General features: G+C 70.1%; 14 protein-coding genes. 9 read left to right on the top strand and 5 right to left on the bottom strand.

All coding sequences use genetic code 11. The features are described from left to right. Positions 1–29: 29 nt before the first annotated feature. Positions 30–635 carry a TetR/AcrR family transcriptional regulator gene (locus ACZ7OU_RS29880; protein ID WP_470257761.1) on the top strand — a complete coding sequence of 202 codons (606 nt, stop codon included), beginning with the start codon at positions 30–32 and terminating at the stop codon, positions 633–635. Between the two features lie 21 nt (positions 636–656). On the opposite strand, the gene ACZ7OU_RS29875 is transcribed toward ACZ7OU_RS29880, so the two are convergent. Next, positions 657–1214, bottom strand: coding sequence for a YceI family protein (locus ACZ7OU_RS29875; protein ID WP_155543674.1), 558 nt, complete (start codon positions 1212–1214; stop codon positions 657–659). Positions 1215–1318: 104 nt separating this feature from the next. On the opposite strand from ACZ7OU_RS29875, the gene ACZ7OU_RS29870 reads away from it, so the two are divergent. The 4 genes from ACZ7OU_RS29870 to ACZ7OU_RS29855 all read left to right on the top strand — a co-directional run bounded on the left by ACZ7OU_RS29870 (position 1319) and on the right by ACZ7OU_RS29855 (position 5242). Then, on the top strand, positions 1319–1795 hold the full coding sequence (locus tag ACZ7OU_RS29870) for a MarR family winged helix-turn-helix transcriptional regulator (protein ID WP_470257760.1): 477 nt from the start codon (positions 1319–1321) through the stop codon (positions 1793–1795). Between the two features lie 8 nt (positions 1796–1803). Next, a complete protein-coding gene (locus ACZ7OU_RS29865; protein ID WP_470257759.1) occupies positions 1804–2787 on the top strand; it encodes a glutathione S-transferase family protein in 984 nt (327 codons plus the stop codon). Between the two features lie 22 nt (positions 2788–2809). After that, positions 2810–3592, top strand: a complete 783-nt coding sequence (locus ACZ7OU_RS29860) for an SDR family NAD(P)-dependent oxidoreductase (RefSeq protein ID WP_470257758.1) — start codon at positions 2810–2812, stop codon at positions 3590–3592. Positions 3593–3694: 102 nt separating this feature from the next. Continuing rightward, the gene (locus ACZ7OU_RS29855; protein ID WP_470257757.1) at positions 3695–5242 is read left to right on the top strand and encodes a GmrSD restriction endonuclease domain-containing protein; all 1548 of its coding nucleotides are present in this window, start codon (positions 3695–3697) and stop codon (positions 5240–5242) included. Between the two features lie 255 nt (positions 5243–5497). Here the strand turns inward: ACZ7OU_RS29855 and ACZ7OU_RS29850 are convergent, their stop codons facing one another. Next, on the bottom strand, positions 5498–6433 hold the full coding sequence (locus ACZ7OU_RS29850; protein ID WP_470257756.1) for a helix-turn-helix transcriptional regulator: 936 nt from the start codon (positions 6431–6433) through the stop codon (positions 5498–5500). A gap of 61 nt (positions 6434–6494) precedes the next feature. Here ACZ7OU_RS29850 and ACZ7OU_RS29845 point away from each other — a divergent pair, with 61 nt between their 5' ends. Further along, positions 6495–7625, top strand: a complete 1131-nt coding sequence (locus ACZ7OU_RS29845; RefSeq protein ID WP_470257755.1) for an epoxide hydrolase family protein — start codon at positions 6495–6497, stop codon at positions 7623–7625. Here the strand turns inward: ACZ7OU_RS29845 and ACZ7OU_RS29840 are convergent. Both ACZ7OU_RS29840 and ACZ7OU_RS29835 read right to left on the bottom strand, forming a co-directional pair. After that, positions 7622–8125, bottom strand: a complete 504-nt coding sequence (locus ACZ7OU_RS29840; RefSeq protein WP_470257754.1) for an LmrA/YxaF family transcription factor — start codon at positions 8123–8125, stop codon at positions 7622–7624. The genes ACZ7OU_RS29845 and ACZ7OU_RS29840 overlap by 4 nt on opposite strands. Further along, on the bottom strand, positions 8058–8711 hold the full coding sequence (locus ACZ7OU_RS29835) for a GNAT family N-acetyltransferase (RefSeq protein WP_470257753.1): 654 nt from the start codon (positions 8709–8711) through the stop codon (positions 8058–8060). Before ACZ7OU_RS29835 ends, ACZ7OU_RS29840 begins: the two co-directional genes overlap by 68 nt. A gap of 255 nt (positions 8712–8966) precedes the next feature. On the opposite strand from ACZ7OU_RS29835, the gene rox reads away from it, so the two are divergent. The 3 genes from rox to ACZ7OU_RS29820 all read left to right on the top strand — a co-directional run bounded on the left by rox (position 8967) and on the right by ACZ7OU_RS29820 (position 13244). Continuing rightward, entirely contained in the window at positions 8967–10394 is a 1428-nt protein-coding gene (gene rox, locus ACZ7OU_RS29830) for a rifampin monooxygenase (protein ID WP_470257752.1), read from the top strand. 31 nt (positions 10395–10425) lie between these two features. Then, the gene (helR, locus tag ACZ7OU_RS29825; RefSeq protein WP_470257751.1) at positions 10426–12573 is read left to right on the top strand and encodes an RNA polymerase recycling motor ATPase HelR; all 2148 of its coding nucleotides are present in this window, start codon (positions 10426–10428) and stop codon (positions 12571–12573) included. A gap of 71 nt (positions 12574–12644) precedes the next feature. Continuing rightward, positions 12645–13244, top strand: a complete 600-nt coding sequence (locus ACZ7OU_RS29820; protein ID WP_470257750.1) for a hypothetical protein — start codon at positions 12645–12647, stop codon at positions 13242–13244. A gap of 3 nt (positions 13245–13247) precedes the next feature. On the opposite strand, the gene ACZ7OU_RS29815 is transcribed toward ACZ7OU_RS29820, so the two are convergent. After that, positions 13248–13436, bottom strand: a complete 189-nt coding sequence (locus tag ACZ7OU_RS29815) for a hypothetical protein (RefSeq protein ID WP_470257749.1) — start codon at positions 13434–13436, stop codon at positions 13248–13250. Positions 13437–13490 lie beyond the last annotated feature (54 nt).

Below are 13490 nucleotides of genomic sequence, written 5' to 3'. Positions count from 1 at the left end.
GTTTTGCGACAATGAATTAAAGTGGACCGGTGAGTCCAAAGCTGACCCCGAAGGGCGCCGCGACGCGGCAGCGGATCATCGAAGGCGCCGCGGCGGAGATCCGCGCGCGCGGCGTCGCCGTCACGACGCTCGACGACGTCCGGACGCGGACGGGCACCAGCAAGAGCCAGGTCTTCCACTACTTCCCCGGCGGCAAGGAAGAGCTCCTGCTGGCGGTGGCGCAGTTCGAAGCCGGCCAGGTGATGGCGGCCCAGCAGCCGCAGCTCGGCGAGCTGGCGTCCTGGGCGGCGTGGCGGCGCTGGCGCGACACGGTCGTCTCGCACTACCGCGAGCGGGGCCAGTACTGCCCGCTCAACGTGCTGATCTCCCAGCTCGGCCGCGCGACACCGGGGGCGCAGGCCGTGGTGAGCGAACTGCTGCGCGCCTGGCAGAACGAGCTCGAGGCGGGCATCCGCCGCATGCAGGACACCGGCGAGGTGAACCCGCGGCTGAACGCCGAACGCGCGGCGGCCGCCCTGCTCGCGGGACTGCAGGGCGGCGTGGTGGTGATGCTGTCGACCGGCGGCATCGAGCACCTCGAAGCGGCGCTCGACGTCGGGATCGAAAACCTGCGGGCGAGCGGGAGCCGGCACTGACGCCGGCCCCCGCTCCCGAAGTCAGGCGTTCTTGATCGCCGAGATCTCGAACTCGAGGGTGACCTTGTCGCTCACCAGGACGCCGCCGGTCTCGAGGGCCGCGTTCCAGGTGATGCCGTAGTCCTTGCGGCTGATCGTGGTCGAGCCCTCGAAGCCGATCCGGTCGTTGCCGAACGGGTCCTTGGCGGAGCCCTCGAACTCGAACGGGATCGTGACCGAACGGGTGACGTCCTTGATCGTCAGGTCGCCGGTGACGTCGAAGGAGGTGTCGCCGGTCTGCTTGATCTCGGTGGTGGTGAAGGTGATCGTGGGGTACTCGTCCATCGACAGGAAGTCGTTGCTCTTCAGGTGCCCGTCGCGGTCCGCGTTGCGGGTGTCGATGCTGTGTGCCTGGATGGTGACCTGGGCGGACGACTTCTCCGGGGCGTCACCGTCGATCGTCGCAGTTCCGGTGAACTCGTTGAAGCTGCCGCGGACCTTGGTCACCATGGCGTGCCGGGCGACGAACCCGATCCGCGAGTGGGCGGCGTCCAGGGTGTACTCACCGGTCAGCTGGGGGTAGGTGGTCGCGCTGGTCATGCTGGCTTCTCTCCTCCGTGTGGTCCCCCAGGTGATTGAGGGTTCAACAACACTGTACTCACATTTACTGGTTGCGCAAGCAAGCTTTCGCTAGACTCGCCGATATGGGTGAACCGTACGCGCTCGATCCCGACGAAGCCCCGTTCTGGCGGTCGCTGATGCGCATCACGACCGCGCTGCCGCGTGCGCTCGAGGACCAGTTCCTCCCCGAGACGGGCCTCGCGATCACCGACTACGGTGTGCTGGTCGCACTGTCCGAAGCGCCGGACCACCTGCTCCGCATCTCGGCGCTGGCCGCGACCACGGGGCTGTCGCTGAGCCGGATCAGCCGGGTCGTCGACGACCTCACCCGCCGCGGCCTGGTCGCGAAGCGCAAGTGCGCCGAGGACGGGCGCGCGTCCAACGCCGTGCTGACCGACGCCGGACTTGCCAGACTGAAGGCGGCCTACCCGGCTCACCTCGCGCGCGTGCGCGCTTCGGTGTTCGATCACCTGGACGTCGAGGACATCCGCACGGCCGGGCCCGTGCTGGCCCGGCTGGCCGCGGCGCTGGACGCCACTCCCCCGACCGACGACTGCTGAGGACGCCGATGACCGACCAGGGCGAGTACAAGCGCGACCTGAACTACATCCCCGACCGCATCACCGCCGACGGCCGCGACGGCTGGCCGGTCGAGCCCGGCCGCTACCGGCTGGTCGTCGCCCGCGCCTGCCCGTGGGCCAACCGCGCGGTGATCGTGCGGCGGCTGCTGGGCCTCGAGCCGGTGCTGTCCATGGGCATCGCCGGGCCGGTCCACGACGAGCGGAGCTGGAGCTTCGACCTCGACCCCGGCGGCAAGGACCCGGTGCTCGGCATCGAGCGCCTGCAGGAGGCGTTCTTCAAGCGCGACCCGGAGTACCCGCGCGGCATCACCGTGCCGGCGTTCGTCGACGTCCCGAGCGGCCAGGTCGTCACCAACGACTTCGCGCAGATGACCCTCGACATGTCCACCGAGTGGACCGCGTACCACCGCGCCGGCGCGCCCGAGCTGTACCCGGAGAAGCTGCGCGACGAGATCGACGATGTCGCGCAGAAGGTGTTCACGGACGTCAACAACGCGGTCTACCAGTGCGGGTTCGCCCGCTCCCAGGAGGCGTACGACCACTCGTACACGAAGCTGTTCTCGCGGCTGGACTGGCTGTCGGAGCGGCTCGCGGACCAGCGCTACCTGGTCGGCGACACGATCACCGAAGCCGACGTCCGGCTGTTCACCACGCTCGTCCGGTTCGACGCGGTGTACCACGGCCACTTCAAGTGCAACCGGCAGAAGCTGACCGAGCTGCCGGTGCTGTGGGCGTACACGCGCGACCTGTTCCAGACGCCCGGGTTCGGCGACACGATCGACTTCCCGCAGATCAAGGAGCACTACTACGTGGTGCACAAGAACGTGAACCCGTCCGGGATCGTGCCGCTGGGGCCCGACGTGGCGAACTGGGTCACGCCGCACCACCGCGATGAGCTGGGCGGCCGCCCGTTCGGCGACGGCACCCCGCCGGGCCCGCCGCCCGAGTCCGAGAGGGTGCCCGCGCTCTAGTTTCTTGGCTACGGTGATCGCCATGGAACGCCTGCGCGATCGCCGAATCCTGGTCACCGGAGCCGGCTCCGGCATCGGCCGGGCCACCACCCACCGCCTGCTGGAAGAGGGGGCGCTGGTCATCGGGACCGACGTCTCCGAAGAAGGGCTGATCGACACCCAGAAAGCCGCGCCGCGCGGGGGCCTGACGACGTACGTCATGGACGTCGCCGACGAAGAGTCGGTGGCCTCCGGGGTGACGTCGGCGGTCGACGCGCTCGGCGGGCTCGACGTGGTGGTCAACGCGGCGGGCATCCTGCTGGCGTCGCACACGCACGAGACGTCGCTGGAGCTGTGGAACCGCGTGCTGGCGGTCAACCTGACGGGCACGTTCCTGGTGACGCGGGCAGCGTTGCCGGCACTGCTGGAGTCCGAGCACGGCGTGGTGGTCAACTTCAGTTCGACCTCGGCATCGTTCGCCCACCCGTACATGGCGGCGTACTGCGCGAGCAAGGGCGGAATTCAGGCGTTCACGCACTCGCTGGCGCTGGAGTACAGCAAGCAGGGCCTGCGCGCGGTGAGCATCGCCCCGGGCAGCGTGAAGAGCGGCATCACGGACTCGGCGGCGAGCTGGCTGCCCCAGGACATCGACTTCACGCTGTTCGGGAGGTTGCTGCCGATCCTCCCGACGGACCACACGACCGAGGTGGGCAACCCGGTGGCGGGCCCGGAGACGGTGGCGGGAGTGGTGGCGATGCTGGCCTCGGATGACGGGAAGTTCATCACGGGCACGGAAATCCGCATCGACGGCGGCACGCACACCTGATCAGCGACGATGACGATCGATATCGGTCCTTGACCTTCACCCTGAAACTTTTCGCCGAGATCCCACGACATAGGGCGGACGGCGAAGAGGACAGGAGCAGACGTGGGTGTTGAGGCCTTCGGCATCGAGAAGGAGTTTCTCAAGGACTTGCTGACGCAGGTCGACCGAGGTGAGACACAGCTGCCGGAATTCCAGCGGGGCTGGGTGTGGCCGGACCGCAACATCGCCAGTCTGATCGCGTCCATTTCGCTCGGCTATCCGGCCGGCACCATCATGATGCTGAGGCAGGGTGGCGACACGCGGTTCAAGACCCGGGCCGTCGAAGGGGCGCAGCCATCGTCGCGCACCGCACCCGATCGGCTGATCCTCGACGGCCAGCAACGGCTGACGTCCCTGTACCAGTCGATCTTCCGCAACGCTCCCGTCGAAACCCAGGACGTCCGAGGCAAAGACGTCCGAGGGTGGTTCTACCTCGACATGGAGCATGCCGTCCTTGACGACGGTGACCGCGAGGACGCGATCGTGTTCGTGCCGGAGACGAAGATCCGCCTGGATTTCCGCGGCCGCCCGGTCCTGGACCTCTCGACGCCGGAGAAGGAGTACGCGGCGCGGATGTTCCCGTGCACCGCGTTGTTCGACTCCATGCAGTGGATGATGGGCTTCTGCCAGTACTCCCCCGAGCTGCAGAGCCAGAACTTCAAACTGTGGGGCAGCTTCCAGGACGCGGTCGTCCAGCGCTTCCTCCAGTACCAGCTGCCGGTGATCGAACTCGGCCGCGGCACACCCCGGCAGGCCGTCTGTCAGGTCTTCGAAAAGGTCAACACGGGTGGCGTGACGCTCACGGTTTTCGAGCTGCTCACCGCCACGTTCGCCGCCGACGACTTCGACCTGCGCCAAGACTGGAAGGACCGCGTCGCGACCTGGAGCGACGGCAAGTACAACATCCTCGGCAATGTCGCCAACACCGACTTCCTGCAGGCGGTCGCGTTGCTGGCGACCATCGAGCGGCGGCAGGCCGCCATCGAGGCAGGGCGTGACGAAGCCAGCGCGCCCCGGATCGGCTGCCGCCGGGCCGACATGCTCAACCTGACTTTGGCCGAGTACCGCAAGTGGGCGCCCGACGTGACCGACGGGCTCAAGGCCGCGGCCCAGTTCCTCCACGCGCAGCACATCTTCGACACCCGGTTCCTGCCGTACGGCAGTCAGCTCATCCCGATGGCCGCGGTCTTCGCACTCCTGCGACACCAGGCGGACACGGTCGGCGCCCGTCAGAAGATCACCCGCTGGTACTGGTGTGGCGTCTTCGGCGAGTTGTACGGCGGGACCACCGAAACACGGTTCGCCAGGGATGTCCCCGACCTCGTGGACTGGGTTCGCGGAGCTGAAACCGAGCCCCGGACCGTCCAGGAAGCCCAGTTCGTCTCCAGTCGGTTGTGGTCACTGCGGACCCGGGCTCCGCCGCCTACAAGGGCCTTTACGCCCTGCTCCTGCACGAAGGACCGCTGGACTGGTGTACCGGTTCGGACATGTCCGACGAGAACTACTTCGACAACGCCGTGGACATCCACCACGTCTTCCCCAAGGTGTGGTGCGAGAAGAGCGGGATCGACGCCAACCGGTACAACTCGATCATCAACAAGACGCCGCTGACCGCGCGCACCAACCGGATCATCGGCGGCCGGCCGCCGTCCGTCTACCTGCGCGGGCTCGCGAAGAGCGCCGAAACGACCCCCGAGACCGTCGACAAGAACGTGCACTCACACCAGATCTTCGCGATTGACCTGCGGAACGACGACTTCGAGACGTTCGTGAGCCATCGCGAGCGGGCACTGGTGTCACTGATCAGCCGGGTCATGGGCAAGGAGGTGCAGACCGACGCACCGGTCGACGAGCTGAGGGGTGTGTTCAGCGGCGGTCTCTGACGGCATTGGTGTACCTGTTCGCGAGCACCCGAAGCCGCTCCGCAAGTTCCGGTGGTGACTCCACCTCGAACTCGACATCCAGCATCCCCACCACGAACACCACGATGTCGTACGAATCGGACGCAAGCTCGAGCCGGCAGCTTCCCGCGTCGATCGGGGTCACCTCGCCCTCGGCGCGCCCCGCCAGCTCCGACGCCGGGGCGAAGACCCGGAGCGAACAGCGCAACGGCCACATCTCGCGGCCCATCGTCCGGGTCAGGTACGCCGTCAAGTCGCCGTCCGGGGGCTCGCGGTGCGTGAAGCGAGGCCCGTTCGGCGTACGCAAAGACACCCTGTCCGCCCGGAACGTTCGCCAGTCAGCGCGCAAAGTGTCCCAGCCGACCACGTACCAGCGGCGCCCCCACGACACCAGGCGGTGCGGCTCCACCGACCGGCGCGACGCGCTCCCGTCGTGGCTCACGTAGTCGAACCGCAGCGTCTCCGCGTCGCGGATCGCCGCCGACACCGCGGTCAGCACCGCCGGCTCCACCACCGGCCCGCGCGCCGGCAGCGCCAGCATGCTCGCCTCCAGCGCCGCCACGCGGTGGCGTAGCCGGGACGGCAGCACGCGCGACAGCTTGCTCAACGCCCGCTGGGACGCCTCCTCCGCACCGGACGTGTGCAGGGCGATCGTCACCGCGACGGCTTCGTCGTCGTCCAGCAGCAGCGGGGGCAGCTCGGAGCCGGCGCCGAGGCGGTAGCCGCCGACCGGGCCCATCACCGCGTGCACCGGGTAACCCAGCTCGCGCAGGCGGTCGACGTCGCGGCGGACCGTCCGGGTCGTCACGTCAAGCCGCGCGGCCAGTTCCGTGCCGGTCCAGTCGCGGTGCATCTGCAGCAGCGACAGCAGCCGGAGCAGCCGGCCGGGGGTTTCTCGCATCCGCCGAGAATGCCAGACGATTAGGACCGAACCTGTCCTACACGCGCGAGAAGGTCGGCCCATGGATCCCTTCCGCATCGACGTCCCGCAGGCCGACCTCGACGAGCTGCGCCACCGGCTCGCCCGCACCCGCTGGCCGGGCGAGCTGCCCGGCGCCGGCTGGGACTACGGCGTCAGCGAGCCCTACCTCGCCGAGCTCGTGGAGTACTGGCAGCACGACTTCGACTGGCGTGCCCAGGAAGCGCGGCTCAACGCGTTCCCGCAGTTCACGACCACCATCGACGGCCAGCGCGTGCACTTCCTGCACGCCCGCTCCCCCGAACCGGACGCGACGCCGCTGATCCTGACCCACGGCTGGCCGAGCACCGTCGCCGACTTCCTCGGCGTCCTCGGGCCGCTCACCGACCCGCGTGCCCACGGCGCCGATCCGGCCGACGCGTTCCACGTCGTCGCGCCGTCGGTGCCCGGTTTCGCCTTCTCCGGGCCGACGGCCGAACGCGGCTGGAACACGCGCCGGACGGCCCGCGCGTGGGCCGAGCTGATGCGGCGGCTCGGCTACGAGCGCTACGGCGCCCAGGGCGGCGACTTCGGCAGCATCGTCTCGCCCGAGCTGGGCCGGACCGCGCCGGAGTCGGTGCTCGGGGTGCACGTCAACGCCGTCGCCAACGCCGGGGTCCCGACCGCGCCCGGCGACCTCGAGCGACTGTCCGAAGAGGACGCCAAGCGGGCGAAGGAGAACGAAGCGTGGTGGTACGGCCATTCCGGCTACGCCACGCAGATGGCGACGCGGCCGCAGACGCTCGCCTACGCGCTCAACGACTCCCCCGCCGGCCAGCTCGCGTGGAACCTGGAGTGGTTCGTGGACTGGGACCCCACGGCGACGAGCCAGTCACCGGTGGACCGCGACGCGATCCTGACCAACGTGACGATCTTCTGGCTCACCGGCACCGCCGGCTCGGCCGCACGCCTCTACCTGGAGGCCGGCCAGGACGGCTGGGGCGACCGGCCGGAACCGTCCGGCGTGCCGACGGCGGTGGCGAACTTCCGCGGCGACCACGCGATCCGCGGCCTGGCGGCGTTGTCCAACAACGTCACGCGCTGGACGGAGTACGACACCGGCGGGCACTTCGCATCGTTGCAGGCGCCGGAAATCCTGGTCCAGGACATCCGGGAGTTCTTCCGCGGCCTCTAACGGAGCACCGCACCATCGAGCAACGGCCGCAGCTCCGCGACCACCGTGTCCAAGGGGGCGACGTCCTGGTGCGCCCGCGCCAGGACGATCGCACCCTCCAACGCGCTCAGTATCAGCACCGCCAGCGACGTGCTGCGAGCCACCGGCACGCCGTACTCCTCGAGTGTCGCCGCCACCGGGCGCTGCCAGCCGTCGAACGCCTTGCCGACCGCTTCCCGCAGGTCGTCGCTGGTGGCCGCCGTGTCGGCGACCGTCGCGACCAGCGGGCAGCCCGCGTCGTAGCCCTGTGCGGTGAACTCGTCGCGCCACTGCGCGGCCATCGCCTCGAAGAGCTTGCCCGGTGTCGGGTCCTCGAGCTTCGCCGCGATCCGCGCGACGCGCCGGGCGGCATACCCGCCCGCCCACGCGACCGCCTCGGCGATCAGCTGGTCCTTACCGCCCGGGAAGTAGTGCTGCAGGGACCCCCGCGGCGCTTCGGCGTGCGCGACCACGTCCCGCATGCCGGTCGCCCCGACGCCGTGGATCCGCACCAGCTGCGCGGCGCTGAGCACCATCCGCTCGCGCGGCGTCCTCGTCATCGACTGCCTCCTTCATGACGTCCGTCATGGTAGCCCAGTCCGGCACGACCAGCGCGAAGTCGCGCTCGCCGCGTTCGTAGGCCGGTACCGGCCGGAAACCCTGGCGCAGCAACAGCGCTTCGGCGCCGGCGTTGCCCGCCCACGCGGTGCCGCGCACCGTCCAGCCCGGGAACTTCTTCGACGCCCACAGCCACCGGGCCAGCGCGTTCCCGATCCCCTGCCGCTGCCACGGATCGGCGACGAGGATCCCGATCTCAGCCTCGCCCGGGGCCACCGCGACGAAATTGAGCAGCCCCACCGGAATCTCCCCGCGGGTCGCGAGCAGCGCGGGTGCCCCGGCGAGCAGGAACCGTCCATACCGCCGGAAGACCTCGCCCGGCTCGGCCGCGCCGCCCATCATGAAGCGCCGCCGAAGGCTCTCCGGCGAGCAGGCCGCGACCAGCGCGGCCACGCACTCCCGGTCCGCCGGGTGGTCCCCCAGCTCCCGGACTTCTATGACAGCTGTCATGAATCCATGACAGCACAGTGCGACGCGAAGCACACTATGACGGCCGTCATAGATCGACGGCGCGGCGCAAGTCTGCGACTATGCGGGATGAGCTGGAGCTGGGAAGACGTCCCGGAACCGGCGGGAGGAACAACCACTCCCCTCCGTAACTAATGTATAGCGCACCCCTGGGCTTGCGGCAAGACCCCCGTAGTGCCGCACAATTCTCGGCCGAAGCCACAACCTGCGGAAACGCGGGGATTTCAAGGGGGTCTTTTGACTGACGTGATCATCGCCGGCGGCGGGCCGACCGGAGTGATGCTGGCGGCCGAACTCCGCCTGCACGGCGTCGACGTGCTGGTGCTGGAACGGGACGCGGAGCCGACGAAGGTCGTCCGCTCGCTCGGCCTGCACGCGCGCAGCATCGAAGTGATGGACCAGCGGGGGCTGCTGGAGCGGTTCCTGGAACTGGGCACGAAGTACCCGGTCGGGGGTTTCTTCGCCGGAATTCCGAAGCCGTCGCCGGAGAAGCTGGACACCGCGCACGGCTACACGCTCGGCATTCACCAGCCCGTCATCGACCGCCTGCTGACCGAGCACGCGCTCGAAGCCGGCGCCGAGATCCGGCGCGGTGCCGAGGTGACCGGCCTGGCGCAGGACGACGACGGTGTCACGGTCGAGCTGGCCGACGGCACGACCGAACGCGCGCGCTTCCTCGTCGGCTGCGACGGCGGCCGCAGCACGGTGCGCAAGCTGCTCGGCGTCGCCTTCCCCGGCGAGCCCAGCCGCGTCGAGACGCTGCTCGGCGAGGTCGAGGTGACCGCGTCGCGGGAGGAGATCGACACCGCGAACATCGAGGTCCGCAAGACCCAGAAGCGGTTCGGCTTCATGCCGGTCGAAGGCGGCACGTACCGCGTCGGCGTACCCGCCGAAGGGGTCGCCGAAGACCGGCGGACCGCACCGACCCTGGACGAGCTCAAGGAGCAGCTGCGGAGGACCGCGGGGACCGACTACGGCGTGCACTCGCCGCGCTGGCTCTCCCGCTTCGGCGACGCCACCCGGCAGGCCGAGCACTACCGCGTCGGCCGGGTCCTGCTGGCCGGCGACGCGGCGCACATCCACCCGCCGGTCGGCGGGCAGGGGCTCAACCTCGGCGTCCAGGACGCCTTCAACCTGGGCTGGAAGCTGGCCGCCGAGGTCAACGGCTGGGCACCGGACGGGTTGCTCGACAGCTACGAGGCCGAACGGCACCCGGTCGCCGCCGACGTCCTGAACAACACCCGCGCGCAGATGGAGCTCATGCTGCTCGAACCGGGACCGCAGGCGGCGCGGAAGCTCGTCGCGGAGCTGATGGACTTCGACGAGGTCAACCGGTACCTCACCGAAAAGATCATCGCCATCGGGATCCGCTACGACTTCGGCGAGGGACCCGCCCTGCTGGGCCGGCGCCTGCGGGACGTCGAGCTCAAGCAGGGCCACCTCTACGGGCTGCTGCACGCGGGCCGCGGCCTGCTGCTCGACCAGACCGGCTCGCTTTCGCCGTCGGGCTGGGAAGACCGGGTCGACCACGTCGTCGACGTCAGCGAGGAACTGGACGTGCCCGCGGTGCTGCTGCGCCCGGACGGGCACGTCGTCTGGGCCGGGGAAGACGGCGCGGACCTGACCGGTGCGCTGCGGAAGTGGTTCGGCGCACCCGCCGCCTGATACGCCGTCGGCCGAGAACGAAGAGGGAAATTTGTCTCAGGGGTACGAAGAAGAACTGCGGTCCGAACGCGACCACGTCGCCGGGCTGTACGCGCGGCTCGACGCCGAGCGCGCGCGGGTGAAGGGCGAGTACGAGGCGGCGCTCGGCGGCAAGGGCGTGGGCGCCATGGAACGGGACGTCGGCGTGCGTTCGCTCGGGCGCCAGGTGAAGCGCCTCGACGTCGTCGACAACGGGCTGTGCTTCGGACGGCTGGACGCCGTCTCGGGCGAGCAGTCCTACATCGGGCGCATCGGCCTGTTCGAGGAGGACGACGACTACCGGCCGGTACTGCTCGACTGGCGCGCGCCGGCGGCCCGGCCGTTCTACACCGCCACCGGCGCGAACCCGGAGGACATGCACCGGCGGCGCCAGTTCCACACGCGCGGGCGGCGGGTCCTCGGGTTCACCGACGAAGATCTGGGCCGTCCCGGCGGGGACGCGCAGGGCGACGCAGCGCTGCTCGCGGCCGTCAACGCCCCGCGCGGCGAGGGGATGCGCGACATCGTCGCGACGATCCAGGCCGAGCAGGACGAGATCATCCGGCTCGACCACCCCGGCGTGCTGGTCATCGAAGGCGGCCCGGGCACGGGGAAGACGGTCGTGGCGCTGCACCGCGTCGCGTACCTGCTGTACACCCAGCGGGAGCGGATGGAGCGCCACGGCGCGCTGGTCGTCGGGCCGAACCCGGCGTTCCTGAACCACATCGGGCGCGTCCTGCCGTCGCTCGGCGAGACCGACGTCGTGTTCACCACCACCGGCGATCTCGTGCCGGGCCTGCACGTCACCGCCGAGGACGTCCCGGAAGCCGCGCGGCTGAAGGGATCCCTGAAGATCCTCGACGTGCTGAAGGCCGCGGTCGCCGACCGGCAGCGGCTGCCCGCGGAGCCGGTGTCGATCGCGCTGAAGGACGTCACCGTGCGGATCGACGCCGCGACCGCGGAGTGGGCCCGGCAGGAAGCCCGTGACAGCGGACTGCCGCACAACGAAGCGCGCGGCGTCTTCACGGAGATCGTCACGTACGTGCTCACCGAGCGGGCGATCGGCCGGATCGGCAAGGGCTGGCTGGACCGGGACGACCGCGACGAGTGGGAGAGCATGCGGAAGGGCCTGCTCGAGGACCTCGCCGGTGACGAGAAGTTCACCGCCGCGGTCGACGAGCTGTGGCCGATCCTGACGCCGGAGGGTCTGCTGTCGTCGCTCTACACGTCCGCGCCGGCGGATTCGGGGCTGTTCCGGGCCCGGGGTGACGCCTGGACGGTGTCGGACGTGCCGCTGCTCGACGAGCTGGTCGACCTGCTGGGCCGGGACAAGACGGCCGAGAAGGCGGCAGAGAAAGCGGCCGTGCGCGCCCGGAAGGCCGAGGCCGAGTACGCCGAGGGCGTCTTCCAGTCGATGAAGCTGGACCGGGAGGAGATGGACGAGGACGTCATGCTCTCGGCCGAGAACCTCCTGTACGCCGAGGACCTGGCCGACCGGTTCGTCGAGGCCGACACGCGCACGCTGGTCGAACGCGCCTCGGCGGACCGCGACTGGACCTACCGGCACGTCGTCGTCGACGAGGCGCAGGAACTGTCCGAAATGGACTGGCGGGTGCTGATGCGGCGCTGCCCGGGCCGGTCGTTCACGGTGGTGGGCGACCTCGCCCAGCGCCGCTCGGCGGCCGGGGCGCGGGCGTGGGACGCGATGCTGGCGCCGTACGTCGCCGACCGCTGGGTCTACCGCTCGCTGACGGTCAACTACCGCACGCCGGCGGAGATCATGGCCGTCGCGGCGTCGGTGCTGGCGGGGTTCGCACCGGACGTCAAGCCGCCGGAGTCGGTGCGCGCGTGCGGCGTCCCGCCGTGGTCCCGGCGGGTCACCGGGGACGAACGCGCGGCGGCGATCGAGGAGTTCGTCCGGGACGAGGCCGGCAAGGAAGGCACCAGCGTGGTGATCGGGCCACCGGGGGTGCCGGGCGCAGTACCGGCGGCGGAGACGAAGGGGCTGGAGTTCGACGCCGTCCTGGTGGTGGAGCCGGCGGCGATCCTGGCCGACAGCGCGGCGGACCTCTACGTGGCGCTCACCCGGGCGACGCAGCGGTTGGGCGTCCTGCACGAAGGGGCGTTGCCGGCCGAGCTGACCGGGCTCGTCCGGCGCTAGCGGCGGTTCACCGGTGGGGAGCGCGGGTACGTAGCCGTCGCCCGCGCTCCCCCACCGCGAAAGGCGTCCCGATGCAGCTCTACGCCGAACGGCCGATCCGCCGCACCGCCCAGCTCGTCAGCGACCTGCTCGCCCTGCTGGTCGTGATCTCCGCGGTCTGGCTGGGGACGTCGGTGTACGACCAGGTGATGAAGCTGCGGGCCCCCGGCGACGGGCTGGTCGAAGCGGGGACGGGGCTGCGCGGCACGTTCGACAGCGCGGCGAACTCGGCCGGCGGCATCCCGCTGATCGGCGACAAGCTGGCGAACGCACTGCACGGCGGCTCGGACGTCGGCACCAAGCTCGTCGACTCCGGGAGGTGGCAGATCGAGGCGGTCGAGAACCTGGCTTGGTGGATGGCGGCGATCATCATCGCGCTCCCGGTCCTGACCCTCGTGGCGACGTGGTTGCCGCTGCGCTGGCACTTCACCCGCCGAGCATCGGCGGCAGCCCGGCTGCGAGCACTCGGCGACGAGGGGATGGACGTATTGGCCCTGCGGGCACTGGCAACGCAGCCGTTGCGCCGGCTGGCTTCACTCGGCGAGGTCGCTACCGGGTGGCGGGAGCGGGACCGGGACGTCATCGAGAAGCTGGCCGGCCGCGAACTGGCGAGCCACGGCCTGGTGAGCTGAGCGTCAGCGCGGACCCTGGCGCCGGCCCACCGAGCGGCCGACGAAGAACCCCAGCAGCAACCCCACCACCAGGCCGATCGCGACGAAGAAGATCACCGTCGCCGCGGCGATCTTGCCCACCGTGCCGAGGAAGCCCTTCGCTTCGAACTCTCCGACCGTCGCCAGCGTCTGCGCGAGAACGTAGTGCGTCATGATCACCAGGGTCCCATCGAACGCCACCCGGCGCGACGCGAAGGTCCCCTCACC

The sequence above is a fragment of the Amycolatopsis sp. NPDC114505 genome (assembly GCF_055633615.1).
Note: the sequence above shows the minus strand (reverse complement) of the source record. Positions and strands in the feature narration are given on the sequence as shown.

Bases quoted from the DNA above. Each gene is read 5' to 3' on its own strand.
- ACZ7OU_RS29875 (WP_155543674.1), bottom strand. From the start codon at position 1,214: ATGACCAGCGCGACCACCTACCCCCAGCTGACCGGTGAGTACACCCTG.
- ACZ7OU_RS29870 (WP_470257760.1), top strand. From the start codon at position 1,319: ATGGGTGAACCGTACGCGCTCGATCCCGACGAAGCCCCGTTCTGGCGG.
- ACZ7OU_RS29865 (WP_470257759.1), top strand. From the start codon at position 1,804: ATGACCGACCAGGGCGAGTACAAGCGCGACCTGAACTACATCCCCGAC.
- ACZ7OU_RS29860 (WP_470257758.1), top strand. From the start codon at position 2,810: ATGGAACGCCTGCGCGATCGCCGAATCCTGGTCACCGGAGCCGGCTCC.
- ACZ7OU_RS29850 (WP_470257756.1), bottom strand. From the start codon at position 6,433: ATGCGAGAAACCCCCGGCCGGCTGCTCCGGCTGCTGTCGCTGCTGCAG.
- ACZ7OU_RS29845 (WP_470257755.1), top strand. From the start codon at position 6,495: ATGGATCCCTTCCGCATCGACGTCCCGCAGGCCGACCTCGACGAGCTG.
- ACZ7OU_RS29840 (WP_470257754.1), bottom strand. From the start codon at position 8,125: ATGCGGGACGTGGTCGCGCACGCCGAAGCGCCGCGGGGGTCCCTGCAG.
- ACZ7OU_RS29835 (WP_470257753.1), bottom strand. From the start codon at position 8,711: ATGACAGCTGTCATAGAAGTCCGGGAGCTGGGGGACCACCCGGCGGAC.
- ACZ7OU_RS29820 (WP_470257750.1), top strand. From the start codon at position 12,645: ATGCAGCTCTACGCCGAACGGCCGATCCGCCGCACCGCCCAGCTCGTC.
- ACZ7OU_RS29815 (WP_470257749.1), bottom strand. From the start codon at position 13,436: ATGACGCACTACGTTCTCGCGCAGACGCTGGCGACGGTCGGAGAGTTC.